Consider the following 14,974-nt stretch of genomic DNA (forward strand, 5'->3'; position numbering starts at 1 on the left):
GTTCTTCGAGGGACATCACCGTTTCTGGTTTTTTAATTAGACTTTACTTTAAACCTTCAAACTCCTTTTTTTTCACATTTAATTTATAATTTGAATTTACAATGTGATTATATGACTTATTTTTTATCAAACTGCTGTAGATAAACACTATATTTAACGTATTCTGCAACTTTTAATTAACAATTTTTTTACAAGGATAGAATTAAAATGCTTATTAAACATAAATTAATTTTGAATACGGTGGCTTCAGCAGCCTTCATGCTAATTTTACTTGTGCTCATGAATTTTTCATCTAATTCATTACAAAAAGACATTCGCGTGACTCAATATATTGGGCAAATAGAAACGAATGTTTTACAACTTCGCGTCAATGCCAAAGACTTCTTAAGTCGTAAAGATATTATCTATTATGAAAACTTCACCAAAAATCATCAGCTATTAATAAGTAATATTGATTCTTTGATTTCTCAATTACAAGATTTAGATATCTCTACGGTTGAAGCAACACAACTTAAAAATATTCTGCTTGATTACAAAAAATATTTTTCTGAACTGGTTATGGCACAACAAACAATTGGTTTAACACCCACCAGCGGTTTATATGGACAACTGCGTAAAGCAGCCGGTGAACTTGAAGGTATGATTGAAAGTACAGATGTCAGCATGCTCAATGTATTACTGCAAATAAGACGTAATGAAAAAGATTATATGCTGCGTCTAGACGATAAATACGTACAACGTCTTAAAGACAATGAACATAAACTTTCAACTTTGATCAATGCCAGCTTTTTTACAGAGCAAAGAATTACAAAACTACAAGGTACACTCAATAATTATAATTCAGCATTCTTAGCTTTAGTCCAAGAGCAGAAGAAAATGGGCTACACCAAAGATCATGGCCTACTTCAAAAAGTGCGTACCGTGATCCATAAAGTTAATAATGAATTTGAAATGCTGTTCAAAAATGTTAATAAAGCAACGACGGATTACATACAGTGGATAAACAATATCACTTATTTTGTCTTCTTTGCCTCTATTATACTCGCGACGTTACTGGCACTGTTTATTACTCGTAGTATTATATACTCAATTAATTCTATCAAAGTATCAATGTTAAAAGTGACCACTGATAACGATTTAACCGTGCATATCAGTTCAAAGAATAATGATGAACTCTCTGAAATCGGCAATGCTTTTAATCAGATGCTGAGTAACTTTAAGCAACTGATAGCCTCTGTCGACAAATCCGTTATCAATGTCAATGAAGTCACTAATGTCTTAACCCTCAATATACAACAAACGAACAAAGGCATTGATGCGCAAATGCTAGAGACTGACATGGTCGCCACCGCTATTACTGAAATGGTCGCTACCGTTGAAGAGATTGCATTAAATACCACCGATACAGCGACTAAAGCTGAGCATACCAATGAAAATGCCCAAAAAGGTAAAAAAGGGGTTGATGCAACTATCGCTCAAATCAGTGTATTAGAAGGTTATTTAGATGCATCGGGTCAAGTTATCCACAAATTGGTTGAAGACAGTGTCACTATCGGATCAGTACTTGAAGTTATTCGCGGTATTGCAGACCAAACCAATTTACTTGCACTAAATGCAGCCATTGAAGCTGCTCGAGCAGGTGAGCAAGGCCGTGGTTTTGCGGTTGTTGCCGATGAAGTTCGCTCTCTTGCAAGTAGAACCCAAGATTCTACTCAAGAAATTGAAACCATTATTAGCTCTTTACAAAACAGAACGCAAGAAATTGTTACACTCATGGATAATTGTCGTAAAGAAGGCCGAGAAAGTGCCATGCAGGCAAATCATGCAGGCGAATTACTCGATGAAATCAATAGTGATATCATTAGCATTTTAGATATGACGACCGCTATTGCGACTGCAATTCAAGAGCAAAGCGCCGTTGCCAGTGAAGTGAATAAGCATGTGAGCTCTATTCGCGATGTTGCTCATGATAGTAGTCAGGCGACGTTACAAAATAAAGAAATGAGTGAAGAGCTTGCACTGCAAGCAAAAGTCCTACATAAAGAAATACAACGCTTTAAAATTTAATTTAAGGTAATGTAAATAAGGCACGCTTAATTTTATTGTTAAGGTGCCTTTTTATTTAAAGCATACTTTTTAAGTTTACTCTGCAGTGTCGTTCTCGGGATTTTAAAGCGCCGTGCGAGTGCACTGCTATTACCCTTGAAATGTTGCATCGCCATATTGATTAATTTTTTTTCATAGTTTTGCATATGCTCGGCTAATGACTCACTAAAAGGCGTATCCAGCATTTCTAATGCACCCTTCGCTTGTTGCGCATCTTCAGTTAACACCTCTTCCTTGTACATATAACGTAAATGCCACGTCTGTAATATTTCATCGTTCTCTTGAGTACATATCAACATACTGCGTAATACCGTATTTTCTAACATACGTACATTGCCAGGCCAAGGTTGTATTTCTAATAACGTAATGAAATCTGCACTCGCATCTTTAATGTTAAGGTTTAAAAGCGGGTTATGCTTGGTAATAAAAAACGCGACTAAATACACAATATCATCTAATCGGTCCTCTAAACGCGGTAATGAAATCATACACACACTCAAGCGGTAATATAAATCAGCACGTAATCGTTTATTTTTTATCGCTAAATTAGGGGGCTCATTCATCGCCACAATATAGCGAATATTTACCTTTGTTTCCTTATTATCCCCTAATGCCCTAAAAAGGCCCTCTTGAACGACGCGCAGTAATTTACTTTGCACTTCAATCGGCATGCTATTAATTTCATCTAAAAAAAGCGTCCCTCCATTTGCGAGCAACAACAGCCCTTTTTTATTTTCGGCCCCACTAAAGGCCCCTTTTACCGTACCAAAAAGCGTACTTTCGATTAATGTTGAGGGTATGGCCCCGCAGTTGATAGTTAACATTGCCACTTTTTTAAGCGGACTATTATTATGAATATAGCGTGCGATTAATTCTTTACCGGTGCCCGTTTCCCCATAAATAAGGACGGGCAATGAGGTTTTAGAAAAGCATTTTATATCTTTAAATAGATGCATAAATTTTTTGTTTTTTGTCACGATATTAATCGGTGGGCGGGCCGCAAAATCACGCTCTTGTAGACTTTTTGTTAAGTAATTAACTCGGTCACTTAATACCCTTATGTGACTCACCTCATGGACAACCTCAATAACAAAAGTAACTTGTTTTTGTGTATCGACGATAGGAAAGGTAGACGATCTTAGTGTCATGGTACGCCCTGATGGGGTTTCATATTGTAGAGACTGATCCCACTGCGCGTCGCCCGTTTTTAAAACATTAAGCATCGAGCTATTACGCCGCGTTAACGTTGAGAAAACATCTAATAATTTTTTATTCAGCACTTTCTTTTGAGACAAACCATCAAGTTGAGCACTCATTTCATTATAAGCAACAATGTTTTCTGTTTTATCAATGATAATATAGGAGCGATCCATTTTATCAAAAATAGCCATCACTTGACTCAGTAATGCTAATGACATGCAATGCTCCTTATTAATTTAATACAAAAACAGGTTAAATAGACGATATTTCATCTATAAGAACATGTTTTAAGCGCTTTAACAGTGACATTTACTGCAATAATCTTTATTTATCAAATACTTAATCTTTAAACTGACGAAATATCAGCAACGCCGATATTTCATCCGTTTAAATCGCACAAAATAAAGTTAAGTCATTGTTTTTATTGCCTTTAATTTTTGGCATGAATTTCGCTATATAAAGATATCTTAATATAAAAGGAATTTATTATGTTTAAATATATTATTGCTCGTACACCTTGCTCTGCACTCGTTAACGGTCTATCTAGTGCAAATGAAGGTAAACCCGATCATGCTTTAGCGATGCAGCAGCATTTAGCTTATTTAGATGCATTAAGAAAATGTGATGTTGAAATATTACTATTACCCCCTCTTGAAGATTATGCCGATTCGGTTTTTGTTGAAGATCCTGCCTTATGTACCAAACATTGTGCCATTGTGACGCGCCCTGGCGCTCCTTCTCGCCGCGCTGAAATTGATGCGATTGAGCCTGCCTTACGTCGTTTCTATAGTGAAGATAAAATAGAACATATTGAAGCACCGGGTACGGTTGAAGCCGGTGATATTATGATGATCGGTGATGTTTTTTATATTGGACTCTCAGCAAGAACAAATCTTCATGGCGCCCAACAAGTGATCGCCATCCTCGAAAAATATGGCCTATCTGGACATTTAATTACCCTTGAAAAAGTATTACATTTAAAAACAGGCTTAGCTTACCTTGAAAATAACAATTTACTCGCTTGCGGAGAGTTTTTAACTAAAGCAGAATTTTCACATCTCAATATTATTGAGGTCCCCGAAAGTGAAAGTTATGCCACAAACTGCATTTGGGTAAATAATAATGTGATCATGCCGAGTGGTTACCCTATTACCGAAGCTAAAATTCGTGACTTAGGTTACAATGTGTTTTGTGTTGATACGTCTGAATACCGAAAAGTAGATGGTGGTGTAAGTTGCCTATCATTACGCTTTTAATCACTTAATCACTTAATCAAAAATATTAAAGGGAATTAAAATCGTGCCAAAAAACGAAAATAAGCTAGGGCTTGTTGCGATGACAGCTCTAGTGACCGGCGCCATTGTCGGCAGTGGAATATTTAGCCTACCACAAAACATGGCAGAAGGCGCCGGTGCTGGTGCCATCATAATTGCTTGGGTTATCACCTTTTTTGGCATGTTCTGTTTAACAAAAATATTTCAATGGCTTTCCCTTAATCGGCCGGATATTAAAGATGGTATCTACGGCTATGTGCACTCTGGTTTTGGTGATTTTCTCGGTTTTAATGCGGCATGGGGATACTGGATATCCGTTTGGGTCGGTAGCGTCGGATATCTCGTCGTTATGTTTAGTGCGGTGGGCTCTTTTCAACACTTTTCCTTTTTTGGAAACGGAAGCACCTTAAGTGCCATGATATGTGGCATCATCACCTTATGGACCTTGCACTTCTTTATTTTGCAGGGTGTCCGCTCTGCTACGATGCTAAACGTGATCATAACGGCAGCTAAAATGATCCCGCTTATTCTGTTTATCTTTATTGTGATTTTAGCCTTTAAAATAGACACGTTTAAAATCAACTTTTGGGGTACGCCAGATCTTGGATCCATCACAGATCAAGTTAAAAATACCATGCTATACACAGTATGGGTTTTCTTAGGGATTGAATGTGCAACCGTTTATGCCTCGAGAGCCAAAAGTATGCAAGTGGTAAGTCAAGCCACCTTATTGGGCTTTGTTTTTACCTTTATCTTACTCTGTTGTGTGTCTTTACTGTCACTTGGTGTTGTCCCACAAGCGGAGCTTGCGGCCATGAGAAACCCTTCAATGGCGCAGGTTATCAGTGTCGCTGTCGGTCCTTGGGGTGGCGTTTTAATTAATATTGGATTGATTATATCTATCGCAGGGGCACTACTCGCTTGGACAATGATAGCAAGTGAAATGCTCTATTTAGCGGCGAAAGGTAAGAAAAATACTGTTCCCTCCTTTTTTGGAAAATTAAATAGCAAACAAGTTCCAGCGCATTCAATGTGGTTAAGTAATAGCTTGATCTCAATGTTTTTAATTATTAATTATCTTAATGATGCCGGTTATAACATATTGATCCAGCTTGCCTCCTCAATGGCACTTATTCCTTATCTTTTATGCGCATCTTTTGCATTTAAACTGGCCTTAAAATCTAAAAAACGCAGTTTTGGTCTGTTAGCTTTTACCAGTCTTGGCACCATTTATGGGCTTTGGCTTATATACGCTGGCGGCTTACATTACTTACTCCTGTCTTTATTATTATATTGTTGTGGTTTACCTTTCTTCTTTTATTCACGCAAAGAAAGAGATATGCCTTATTTTAGTAATAGCAAAGAGAAAATAATGGTGGCTCTGGTTATTTTTGGGGCGGGTTGCGCTGTTTATCAACTCAATATGGGTGGACTTGCTTTGTAGGTTACCTCTACATGAGATCACCTAAACTCAGTCGCATAACCGTTCACGGCATAGCCCTTTTATGAGTTGCAATGCCAAAAGGCGATTCGTCGATCACCAAAAATCAGTAAGCCCAATTGGGCTTGCTGATTAATCTAAAGAGCATTAACGCTCACTTAGCATACTTACTTTTATTCATGCTGAGTAGTAGGCATACTCCCGCAAATATATAAGCAATAACAAACGTTCCCCAACCCACGTTCAATATCACCGCTAATGCATCATGCGAAAAAAGGATGTCTAATGGCAATCGGCTAAATTGATCTATAAAAAGGCTAAGCGTGGGTACGTCGAAAAGATAACTAAAGAGTATTTTAAGTGCAAAATAAGCCACAAAGAACACAATCATAGGTGCATTAAGCCATTGAGAAAGGCACAATAATAAACACGCTACCGGTAAAACAGCAAAACTAAGCAATAACATTTTTTCTAGAAAATAAGCATAATGTATCGCAATATCACTCAGACTGATGGGGCCCAAAATATCAAGCAGCGCATTATTATAAAAAAAACTAATTAAATATAAAAATAATTCAGCACTTAATAATAACAGAGAACAGATAAAGGGGATCACTAATAGTGCAAAAATAAGTTTCACGCTATGCTCAAAAAAGTCTGTCACCGGCATACTACGCCAAAACATTAAACTCCCTTCCTGACGCGCTTTCAAAAACGTTTTAGGTAGGTATAAAAAGGTTAATATCAAAGATAACATGCCACTTGCGATGCTGATCATACTAAAAAGACCATCACGGACGCCCAACATCGGCGTTTGCGTCATTGTGCCTTGGTAATGCATTTCAAAAGACACATTCGAAGCATCGCCCATGACAAAAATAATATAACTTAAAATAAATAAGCCAAGTAGCAGTAAAAATACCGGTAAACGCACAACAATACGATGCTCTAAACATTCTTTTTCAAGCATATAAAAAATACGAGGCATTATAAACCCTCCTTTTGGATCGCAATAAATATCTCTTGCAGACTGGGCTGACTGATAACGCCAACGCCTTGTACTTCGTCTAAATATTGGCTTTTAAGTAGCCACTTAGTCGTTGCAAAACCTTGTATTGTTCGCAGAGGCGCCATTTTTTCAATTAAGCCTTGCGACTCAGCAGTACCCTCTAATATAAAGTACTGCGCCTGTAACGCTTCATTTTCAGCATATACAGCTACTTTCCCTTGCTTTAAAATCAAAACATCTGTCAATAAATGCTCAATTTCATTCACTTCATGGCTAGCAATGATCAGCGCTCGTCCACCTTCATGAAACCAAGCGATTAAATGCTCATAAAAAGTATCCCGATATAATAAATCTAAACCTAATGTCGGTTCATCTAAAATTAAAACGCGTGTATCGGTGGCAATGATCAAAGATAAATGTAACTGCACGCGCATACCTTTTGATAACGTTGCAATTTTTTGATGCATTAATATGTTCGTTTTAGCTAACATCTCTTTTGCTTTTTTTATATCAAAGCGTGGGTGAACGCCATGGCTATAACGTAATATTTGCGCCACGCTCATCCACAATGGGAGCACATTAACATCCGATATATAAGCCAGATGTTGCATTAATTGCGCCCTTTGCAGCCTTGGATCTAATCCGCAGACGGCAATACTACCTTGATAAGATATCGACCCTAATATAGCGCCAATCAGTGATGATTTACCGGCGCCATTGTGACCTAATACACCCAACACTTGCCCTTCTTTTAAGGAAAAAGAAATATTATCGATCGCTAATACTGATTTGTATTTTTTACTGACTTTATCAACATGCAGTAATGTCTTCATTTTCCATCCTTAATCTGTTGCTCTAATGCTTTTATAAAAGTGGCTAAAGGCATATCGATACCCTTTAACGTCGTTATTATTTGCGGGATCTGCTCTTCTAAAAAGCGCTGTTTTTTTTCTTTTTTTAATTTATTAACAGCTCCACTCAAAACATACATTCCTTGGCCACGCTTTTTTTCAATGATCTGCTCATCTACCAACAATTGATAGGCCTTCATCACCGTGAGATGATTTATCTTCATCTCCATTGCAACGCGGCGAACAGAAGGTAGTACGCATCCCTCTTGCCAGATCCCTTGCAGGATCTGAGCTTCGATTAAATCTTTAATTTGATGAAAAATAGGCTGTTTATTATTCCAATCGGTCACTTTACACCCGCTATAGTGTTATACTCATGTATAACACTATAGCAAAAGTAAAACACAAGGCAAGTAGTTCCTTAGGCATTAATATCTTTTAAATAATGCGCTTTGATATATCCTCGTATTTACTTTTCTTGTATGCTCTGAATACCTATGTGATCAGCATCACTTTTACTGTAGAGCACTAAAAATATGATCAACTTTACTTTACTCAATAAACTCCCTGTCGGAGCGCGATACATGTTGCTCTCCGCTTTTGCTTTTGCGCTGATGTCGAGTTGTGTAAAGTTAGTCAGTACCTACGGGATCCCCGTCTTTGAGATAGTCGCAGCCAGAGCCATTGTCTCTGTACTGATAAGTTATACTGACGTGAAGCGTAAAAAAATATCACTCTGGGGTAATAATAAAATATTACTCATTTCTCGTGGCCTTGCTGGCACGCTAGCATTATTTTGTATTTACTATGCACTCTCCACACTGCCACTTGCTGAGGCCACATTATTACAATATTTACACCCTGTTTTCACCGCAATACTGGCAATCATCTTTTTACGTGAAAAAATACAACTGTCCACCATACTCTGTATCAGTTGTTGCCTACTCGGTTTACTGTTAATTGTCGGCACGGGACTTGATCAAAGTGCGGAGCATGCATTACCATTACTCAGCGTTGCAGCTGCCATCGTAGGCGCGCTATGCAGCGCCGTTGCCTATATTATGGTTAAACGTTTAAGCACCACAGAAGACAGTTCAGTTATCATCTTTTATTTCCCGTTGATTGCTTTTCCAATCGCTGCCACCTTACTCGGTAGTGACTTTGTAATGCCCAGTACAGAAGCCCTGTTTTTACTTTTATTTGTCGGTATTTTTACTCAAATCGGTCAGGTTGGACTCACCAAAGCCATGCAAACTGAAGAAGCCAGTAAAGCCACCGCATACTCTTATATACAAGTCGTTTTTTCAATTACCATTGGCTGGTTATTCTTTCAAGAAAGTCCTTCAGTGTGGACATTAATAGGAGGAAGCTTAATTATTGCAGGTGCATTTATAAATGTTTTTTACAATCTAAAGAAAAAACGCTTAAAGTAAGCCGATAATCTCTCTTAAAAGGCAACATATCACCGCGAGCAGAAGCTTACCGTGATTTAAAAAAGTAACCTGTTATTATTGGCACTCATTTACCTTTTAAGGAAGAAATTTTGGCACAACTCTACTTCTATTATTCTGCCATGAATGCAGGGAAATCAACGGCACTGTTACAATCCTCTTATAATTATCGCGAACGCGGTATGAATACCTTAGTGCTAACCCCTTCTATCGATGATCGTGCGGGTGTCGGTAAAGTCGCGTCACGTATCGGCCTAGAGTGTGATGCACAAGCTTTTACTGTTAATGATAATTTAGCCAATATAATTGAAGCCTCTCATAAAGAGAAAAAACAGCATTGTATCCTCTTTGATGAAGCGCAATTTTTAACCAAAGAGCAAGTAAAACAACTCACCTATGTGGTAGATATTTTAGATATTCCTGTTTTATGTTATGGCATTAAAACCGACTTTCAAGGTGAGCTTTTTAGTGGGAGTCATTATTTACTGGCTTGGGCTGATAAACTGGTTGAACTTAAAACTATTTGCCATTGTGGGCGTAAAGCAAATATGATCTTGCGCCTCGATAGTCAAGGTAACGTCATCAGTGAAGGCGACCAAATCTCCATTGGTGGTAATGAAAGTTATGAGTCGGTCTGCCGAAAACACTTTCGTGATGTCGTTTGGGATGTAAAATAACGAGGCGAAGCCCTGCCCTTGTTTATATATGAAAAATCATATATAAAAAATCATATATAAAAATCATATATAAAAATCACATATAAAAAAACCGCTAATGTTCATTCATTAGCGGTTTTTTTTCGATCAATTAAAATGCATTCAATAACGTTGAATTATTTCTCCAACGTATGTTTAATATCTGCATTTTGCATTAACTGCATTATCCAAGCTTGATACGTCGCTTCTGAGCCGCCACGTACTAACATTGCCCCTAATTGCTCTTTTAAAGCAGGCATTGTTGTTGCACTTTTTGTATCTAGCACTTTCGATAATTCAATAATTGCAAATCCCGTATCACCGGTATCATTCGTTGATACCCAGTCACGTGTTACTTTGTCCGCTTGTGGCTTCGCGAGTGTAAACACTTTCTGCACCACTTGCGGGTTAACTTCACGACTATAACGAGACAAGGTTAATGCTTTGCTAAATTGTAATGACTTATCTTGTAATAATGCCTCTACTGACTCACCTTTATTAAGTTTTTCTAATACTTGCAGCGTAAAATCATGCGCTTTAGCACGTGAATTTTGCTCACTAAGCTGCGATTTTATGGTATCAGAAACCTTATCTAAAGACTCGGTTGCAGCCTCTTTAAAGTTACTCACACGCACCACGATAGAGCGCTTATCAGAAAGTTCAAAGACATCAGAATTAAGACCTTCCTCGCGAAAATCAATATCAAATAATAGATTTAATAATGCAGGATCATCTAACAACGCAGGTACATTATCACGACTAAACAATGCAATATGTTGTATCTGTGTATTTACAACACCCGCAGCTTCATCTAGGCTATCAGGCGCTTCAAAAGCCACTTCACGAAGTTGTTGTTGCAGATCATAATAGCGCTCATCTGCATTTTCTTTCTTCAGTGTTTTCATTACCGTCGCTTTTACTTGTGCAAAAGGTAAGGTTTGTTTTTGTTGAATATCTAACAATTTAATGATGTGGTAGCCAAACGTTGATTTAACGATATCTGATAAAGGTGCTTTTGCCGTTAATGCAAAACTGGCTTTATCAAACTGCTCATCCATCACGCCATGCTCAAACCAGTCTAATGCCCCATCATTTTTAGCAGATAAGATATCTTCTGATTTGGCGCGTGCTAGCACAGAAAAATCAGCACCCTTTTCTAAGGCAAGCAATATCGTTTGTGCTTTTTTCAATGCGTCAGCGCTATGGCCTTGCACTAAAATATGCGCGACTTTACGACGCTCTACACGCTGGTAATCTACTTGATGATCATCATAATAAGCTTGTGCTTGTACATCACTGATCACTGTTTTTTGAGATAATTTATGTGCATCTAACAAAACATAATCAACACTGACTTGTTGTAACGATTGGAAATTTTGTTCATGTTGATCATAATAAGCTTGTATGTCTTTTATCGATATTGGCGTCGTTTGTGGAAAGGCACGCCCCGATATATTTAAAATACGCGCAACACGTTGCTGTGCTTGTAATTTATCTACATTATCAATTTCAATAGGTAATATGAATTCACTGCTCACTAACGTATTAAGTAGCTGACGACGCACTAAATCTTGCTTAATAGACTGACTAAATTTCGCAGGCGTATAACTTGCTCGACGCAGAGTAGAAAGATATTGCTCATTATTGAACTCACCTTTAACTTGAAACTCAGGCATTTTACGGATTGCATCTTTCACTTGCTCATCACCTATACGCAGATCCATATCCGCAATACTTTGGGCAATTAACAAATTAGAAATCAGTGTTTGCTTCGCTTGTGCTCGAACTTGCTTAACAAAACCAGGGCTGGCCGCAATAATATCAAACTGCTCACCATATTGTTGTTGTAAACGAGAGCGTTCATTTTTATATTCTTGCTCAACACTTGCATTGCTTATCTCATCACCATTAACTGTGATAGCAACTGAAGCATTACCTCCTCCTAAATAACCACTCACACCCGCCAAAGCAAATGACAAGATGATCACTATTAATATAATTTTAGCAGCGATACCTTGAGAGCCTTCGCGCATTTTATCTAACATACTTTGGATCCTCTAAACTGACATAAAAAAACGCATCAAATGATGCGTTTAATTAGAAAACAACCAACACAACGGATCAAGCGTTGATTGCATCTTTTAATGATTTACCTGCTTTAAAGGCTGGAACTTTTGCAGCTTTAATTTCAATCGGAGCACCCGTTTGAGGATTACGTCCTGTGCGTGCTGCGCGATCTTTTACAGTAAAGGCACCAAAACCAATGAGAGAAACATTATCACCTTCAACTAAAGCTTGTGTTACAGAACTAATAAAAGCATCCAGAGCACGACTTGCTGCCGCTTTAGAAATGTCTGCACTTTCTGCGATATTATCGATTAGTTGTCCTTTATTCATTCTTCTATCCCCGTTTTTTTATTTGTAGTGTTTTCTTTTTATTAAGAATAAACACAGGTTTTAAATTATTCATGCTAGGCTACGTTGCAATGAGATTGGGCGCAAGTTAATTTAACAAAAACTCGCTAACAAGCCCCCATTTTATGTGATTTATCCCCTATTTCTGACTATTTTGAATAGAAAATCCCTTTAAACTTTCAGTAAGCGCCAATTCTAAAACTTCATCAATCCAACGCACTGGTTTGATCTCTAACTGATTTTTAATATTATCAGGGATTTCTTCAAGGTCACGTACATTTTCAAACGGGATCAATACCGTCTTAATGCCACCGCGGCGAGCGGCCAATAGTTTTTCTTTTAATCCGCCAATCGGTAATATTTCACCACGTAAGGTAATTTCACCCGTCATCGCCACATCGGCGCGCACAGGAATACCCGTTAAGCTTGATATTAACACGGTGCACATAGCAGCGCCGGCACTTGGACCATCTTTAGGCGTAGCGCCTTCAGGTACATGTACATGAATATCACGTTTTTCATGGAAATCACTGTTAATACGCCATTCACTTGCGCGTGCACGTACTACCGTCATCGCAGCCTGAATAGACTCTTTCATTACATCACCCAGACAGCCAGTATAATTAAGTTTTCCTTTACCCGGCATTGATGTTGCTTCAATCGTTAACAGCTCACCGCCCACTTCCGTATAAGCAAGGCCAGTCACTTGTCCAACTTGGTTTTCAGATTCAGCTTTACCAAAATCATAGCGGCGCACGCCTAAATATTCTTTTAAATTATCAATATTGACGTACACTTTTTTCAATTTTTTATCTAATAAAATTTGTTTGACCACTTTACGACAAATTTTAGAGATTTCACGCTCTAGGGCACGCACACCCGCTTCACGCGTGTAATAACGAACGATGCCAATGATCGCACTGTCATCAATACTAATTTCACTTTCTTTTAACCCATTGCGCTTCACTTGTTTGTCTGTTAAATGTTGCTTCGCAATGTTCATTTTTTCATCTTCGGTGTAACCCGAAAGCCGAATAACTTCCATTCTATCTAATAATGGACCCGGGATATTCATTGAGTTTGACGTCGCAACGAACATCACATCAGACAAATCATAATCAACTTCTAAGTAGTGATCATTAAAAGTATTATTTTGCTCGGGATCAAGCACTTCAAGCAAGGCAGCTGCTGGGTCGCCACGCATGTCAGATGCCATTTTATCAATTTCATCAAGTAAAAACAGCGGGTTCTTAACCCCTACTTTGGTCATCTTTTGAATGATTTTACCGGGTAATGAGCCGATATAGGTGCGTCTATGCCCGCGAATTTCAGCTTCGTCACGTACACCACCCAATGCCATACGAATATATTTACGCCCCGTAGAGCGCGCGATTGATTGGCCTAATGAGGTCTTACCGACACCAGGAGGACCCACTAAACATAAGATAGGCCCTTTTAATTTATTAACACGCGTTTGCACGGCTAAATATTCTAAAATACGTTCTTTTACTTTTTCTAAACCATAATGATCTGCATCGAGTACTTCTTGCGCTTTCGCAATGTTCTTTTTAACCGGTGTCCGTTTTTTCCATGGCACATTGATTAAACTTTCAATATACGTACGGATAACACTGGCTTCTGAAGACATCGGTGACATCATTTTTAATTTCTTAAGCTCAGATAACGCCTTTTCTTTGGCTTCAGTAGACATTCCTGCATCTTCGATTTTAGCGTTGAGCAGGTCATTTTCATTATTACCATCTTCAGACTCACCCAATTCTTTTTGAATTGCTTTCATCTGCTCATTTAAGTAATACTCTCGCTGACTGCGTTCCATCTGTTTTTTAACACGACTGCGAATACGCTTTTCAACTTTTAAAATGTCTTCTTCTGTTTCCATCATCGCCATTAAAAATTCAAAACGATCCGTAATAGAGCTTAACTCTAAAACCGCTTGTTTATCTTCTAAATTAAGAGGCATATGGGCTGCAATCGTATCCGCTAAACGCGCGGCTTCATCGATACCATTGACCGATGCGAGTACTTCTGGTGGGATTTTTTTATTTAATTTAATATAAGATTCAAATTGTCCGATCACGCTACGCATTAAAGCGTCTTCTTCTTTAGCGTCTACATCTTCACTTTCTAACACTTCAATTTTTGCAAAGAAATAATCTTTGTTATCAATGTTTTCAATGATTTTAGCGCGTTGCACTCCTTCAACAAGTACTTTAACCGTACCGTCAGGTAGTTTTAATAACTGTAATATATTTGCAACCGTACCGACTTGATAAAGCTCCTGCATATCGGGATCATCTAAAGAGGCTTCTTTTTGTGCAACCAATAAAACTTTTTTACCCAAATCCATCGCAGCTTCTAAACATTTAATTGATTTTTCCCTACCAACAAATAGCGGGATCACCATATGCGGATAAACGACAACATCACGTAGCGGTAAGACGGGTAGGGCTAATTGTTGTTCAGATTCAGTTTTCATAATATCCCCAGAGGCATTCATTTTTCAAAACTGAG

The 14,974-nt window shown here is 38.1% G+C and carries 12 protein-coding genes; 5 read left to right on the forward strand and 7 right to left on the reverse strand.

The features are described from left to right. Positions 1 to 207 precede the first annotated feature (207 nt). Positions 208 to 2,067 carry a methyl-accepting chemotaxis protein gene (locus PCNPT3_RS08845; protein ID WP_015465541.1) on the forward strand — a complete coding sequence of 620 codons (1,860 nt, stop codon included), beginning with the start codon at positions 208 to 210 and terminating at the stop codon, positions 2,065 to 2,067. Between the two features lie 38 nt (positions 2,068 to 2,105). On the opposite strand, the gene PCNPT3_RS08850 is transcribed toward PCNPT3_RS08845, so the two are convergent. Further along, entirely contained in the window at positions 2,106 to 3,524 is a 1,419-nt protein-coding gene (locus PCNPT3_RS08850) for a sigma-54 interaction domain-containing protein (protein ID WP_015465542.1), read from the reverse strand. A 270-nt stretch (positions 3,525 to 3,794) separates the two neighbouring features. On the opposite strand from PCNPT3_RS08850, the gene ddaH reads away from it, so the two are divergent. After that, the gene (gene ddaH, locus PCNPT3_RS08855) at positions 3,795 to 4,562 is read left to right on the forward strand and encodes a dimethylargininase (protein WP_015465543.1); all 768 of its coding nucleotides are present in this window, start codon (positions 3,795 to 3,797) and stop codon (positions 4,560 to 4,562) included. A 43-nt stretch (positions 4,563 to 4,605) separates the two neighbouring features. Then, positions 4,606 to 6,024 carry a basic amino acid/polyamine antiporter gene (locus tag PCNPT3_RS08860; protein ID WP_015465544.1) on the forward strand — a complete coding sequence of 473 codons (1,419 nt, stop codon included), beginning with the start codon at positions 4,606 to 4,608 and terminating at the stop codon, positions 6,022 to 6,024. 151 nt (positions 6,025 to 6,175) lie between these two features. Here the strand turns inward: PCNPT3_RS08860 and PCNPT3_RS08865 are convergent, their stop codons facing one another. From PCNPT3_RS08865 to PCNPT3_RS08875, 3 genes are read right to left on the reverse strand one after another with little or no spacing between them, the layout of a single operon-like run. Beyond that, positions 6,176 to 7,009 carry a hypothetical protein gene (locus tag PCNPT3_RS08865; RefSeq protein ID WP_015465545.1) on the reverse strand — a complete coding sequence of 278 codons (834 nt, stop codon included), beginning with the start codon at positions 7,007 to 7,009 and terminating at the stop codon, positions 6,176 to 6,178. Continuing rightward, complete coding sequence (locus PCNPT3_RS08870) at positions 7,009 to 7,863, reverse strand: ABC transporter ATP-binding protein (RefSeq protein ID WP_015465546.1); 855 nt, start codon at positions 7,861 to 7,863, stop codon at positions 7,009 to 7,011. The genes PCNPT3_RS08865 and PCNPT3_RS08870 overlap by 1 nt, the downstream gene beginning before the upstream one ends. Next, a complete protein-coding gene (locus PCNPT3_RS08875; protein WP_015465547.1) occupies positions 7,860 to 8,231 on the reverse strand; it encodes a GntR family transcriptional regulator in 372 nt (123 codons plus the stop codon). Before PCNPT3_RS08875 ends, PCNPT3_RS08870 begins: the two co-directional genes overlap by 4 nt. 234 nt (positions 8,232 to 8,465) lie before the next feature. Between PCNPT3_RS08875 and PCNPT3_RS08880 the strand changes: the two genes are divergently transcribed. Then, positions 8,466 to 9,314, forward strand: coding sequence for a DMT family transporter (locus PCNPT3_RS08880; protein WP_015465548.1), 849 nt, complete (start codon positions 8,466 to 8,468; stop codon positions 9,312 to 9,314). Between the two features lie 110 nt (positions 9,315 to 9,424). Then, positions 9,425 to 10,009, forward strand: a complete 585-nt coding sequence (locus PCNPT3_RS08885; protein WP_015465549.1) for a thymidine kinase — start codon at positions 9,425 to 9,427, stop codon at positions 10,007 to 10,009. A 155-nt stretch (positions 10,010 to 10,164) separates the two neighbouring features. On the opposite strand, the gene PCNPT3_RS08890 is transcribed toward PCNPT3_RS08885, so the two are convergent. The 3 genes from PCNPT3_RS08890 to lon form a co-directional block, all read right to left on the reverse strand. Beyond that, positions 10,165 to 12,072 (reverse strand): SurA N-terminal domain-containing protein, encoded by a 1,908-nt coding sequence (locus PCNPT3_RS08890; RefSeq protein WP_015465550.1) that lies wholly within the window; start codon positions 12,070 to 12,072, stop codon positions 10,165 to 10,167. Positions 12,073 to 12,148: 76 nt separating this feature from the next. Beyond that, a complete protein-coding gene (locus PCNPT3_RS08895; RefSeq protein ID WP_015465551.1) occupies positions 12,149 to 12,424 on the reverse strand; it encodes an HU family DNA-binding protein in 276 nt (91 codons plus the stop codon). Between the two features lie 157 nt (positions 12,425 to 12,581). Beyond that, complete coding sequence (lon, locus tag PCNPT3_RS08900; RefSeq protein ID WP_015465552.1) at positions 12,582 to 14,939, reverse strand: endopeptidase La; 2,358 nt, start codon at positions 14,937 to 14,939, stop codon at positions 12,582 to 12,584. Between the last annotated feature and the right edge of the window lie 35 nt (positions 14,940 to 14,974).

The organism is Psychromonas sp. CNPT3 (genome assembly GCF_000153405.2).
Classification (GTDB): Bacteria; Pseudomonadota; Gammaproteobacteria; order Enterobacterales; family Psychromonadaceae; genus Psychromonas.

Excerpts from the sequence above, each read along its gene's own strand:
- PCNPT3_RS08890 (WP_015465550.1), bottom strand. The coding sequence starts at position 12,072 with ATGTTAGATAAAATGCGCGAAGGCTCTCAAGGTATCGCTGCTAAAATT.
- PCNPT3_RS08880 (WP_015465548.1), top strand. The coding sequence starts at position 8,466 with ATGTTGCTCTCCGCTTTTGCTTTTGCGCTGATGTCGAGTTGTGTAAAG.
- PCNPT3_RS08865 (WP_015465545.1), bottom strand. The coding sequence starts at position 7,009 with ATGCCTCGTATTTTTTATATGCTTGAAAAAGAATGTTTAGAGCATCGT.
- lon (WP_015465552.1), bottom strand. The coding sequence starts at position 14,939 with ATGAAAACTGAATCTGAACAACAATTAGCCCTACCCGTCTTACCGCTA.
- PCNPT3_RS08895 (WP_015465551.1), bottom strand. The coding sequence starts at position 12,424 with ATGAATAAAGGACAACTAATCGATAATATCGCAGAAAGTGCAGACATT.
- PCNPT3_RS08870 (WP_015465546.1), bottom strand. The coding sequence starts at position 7,863 with ATGAAGACATTACTGCATGTTGATAAAGTCAGTAAAAAATACAAATCA.
- PCNPT3_RS08845 (WP_015465541.1), top strand. The coding sequence starts at position 208 with ATGCTTATTAAACATAAATTAATTTTGAATACGGTGGCTTCAGCAGCC.
- ddaH (WP_015465543.1), top strand. The coding sequence starts at position 3,795 with ATGTTTAAATATATTATTGCTCGTACACCTTGCTCTGCACTCGTTAAC.
- PCNPT3_RS08850 (WP_015465542.1), bottom strand. The coding sequence starts at position 3,524 with ATGTCATTAGCATTACTGAGTCAAGTGATGGCTATTTTTGATAAAATG.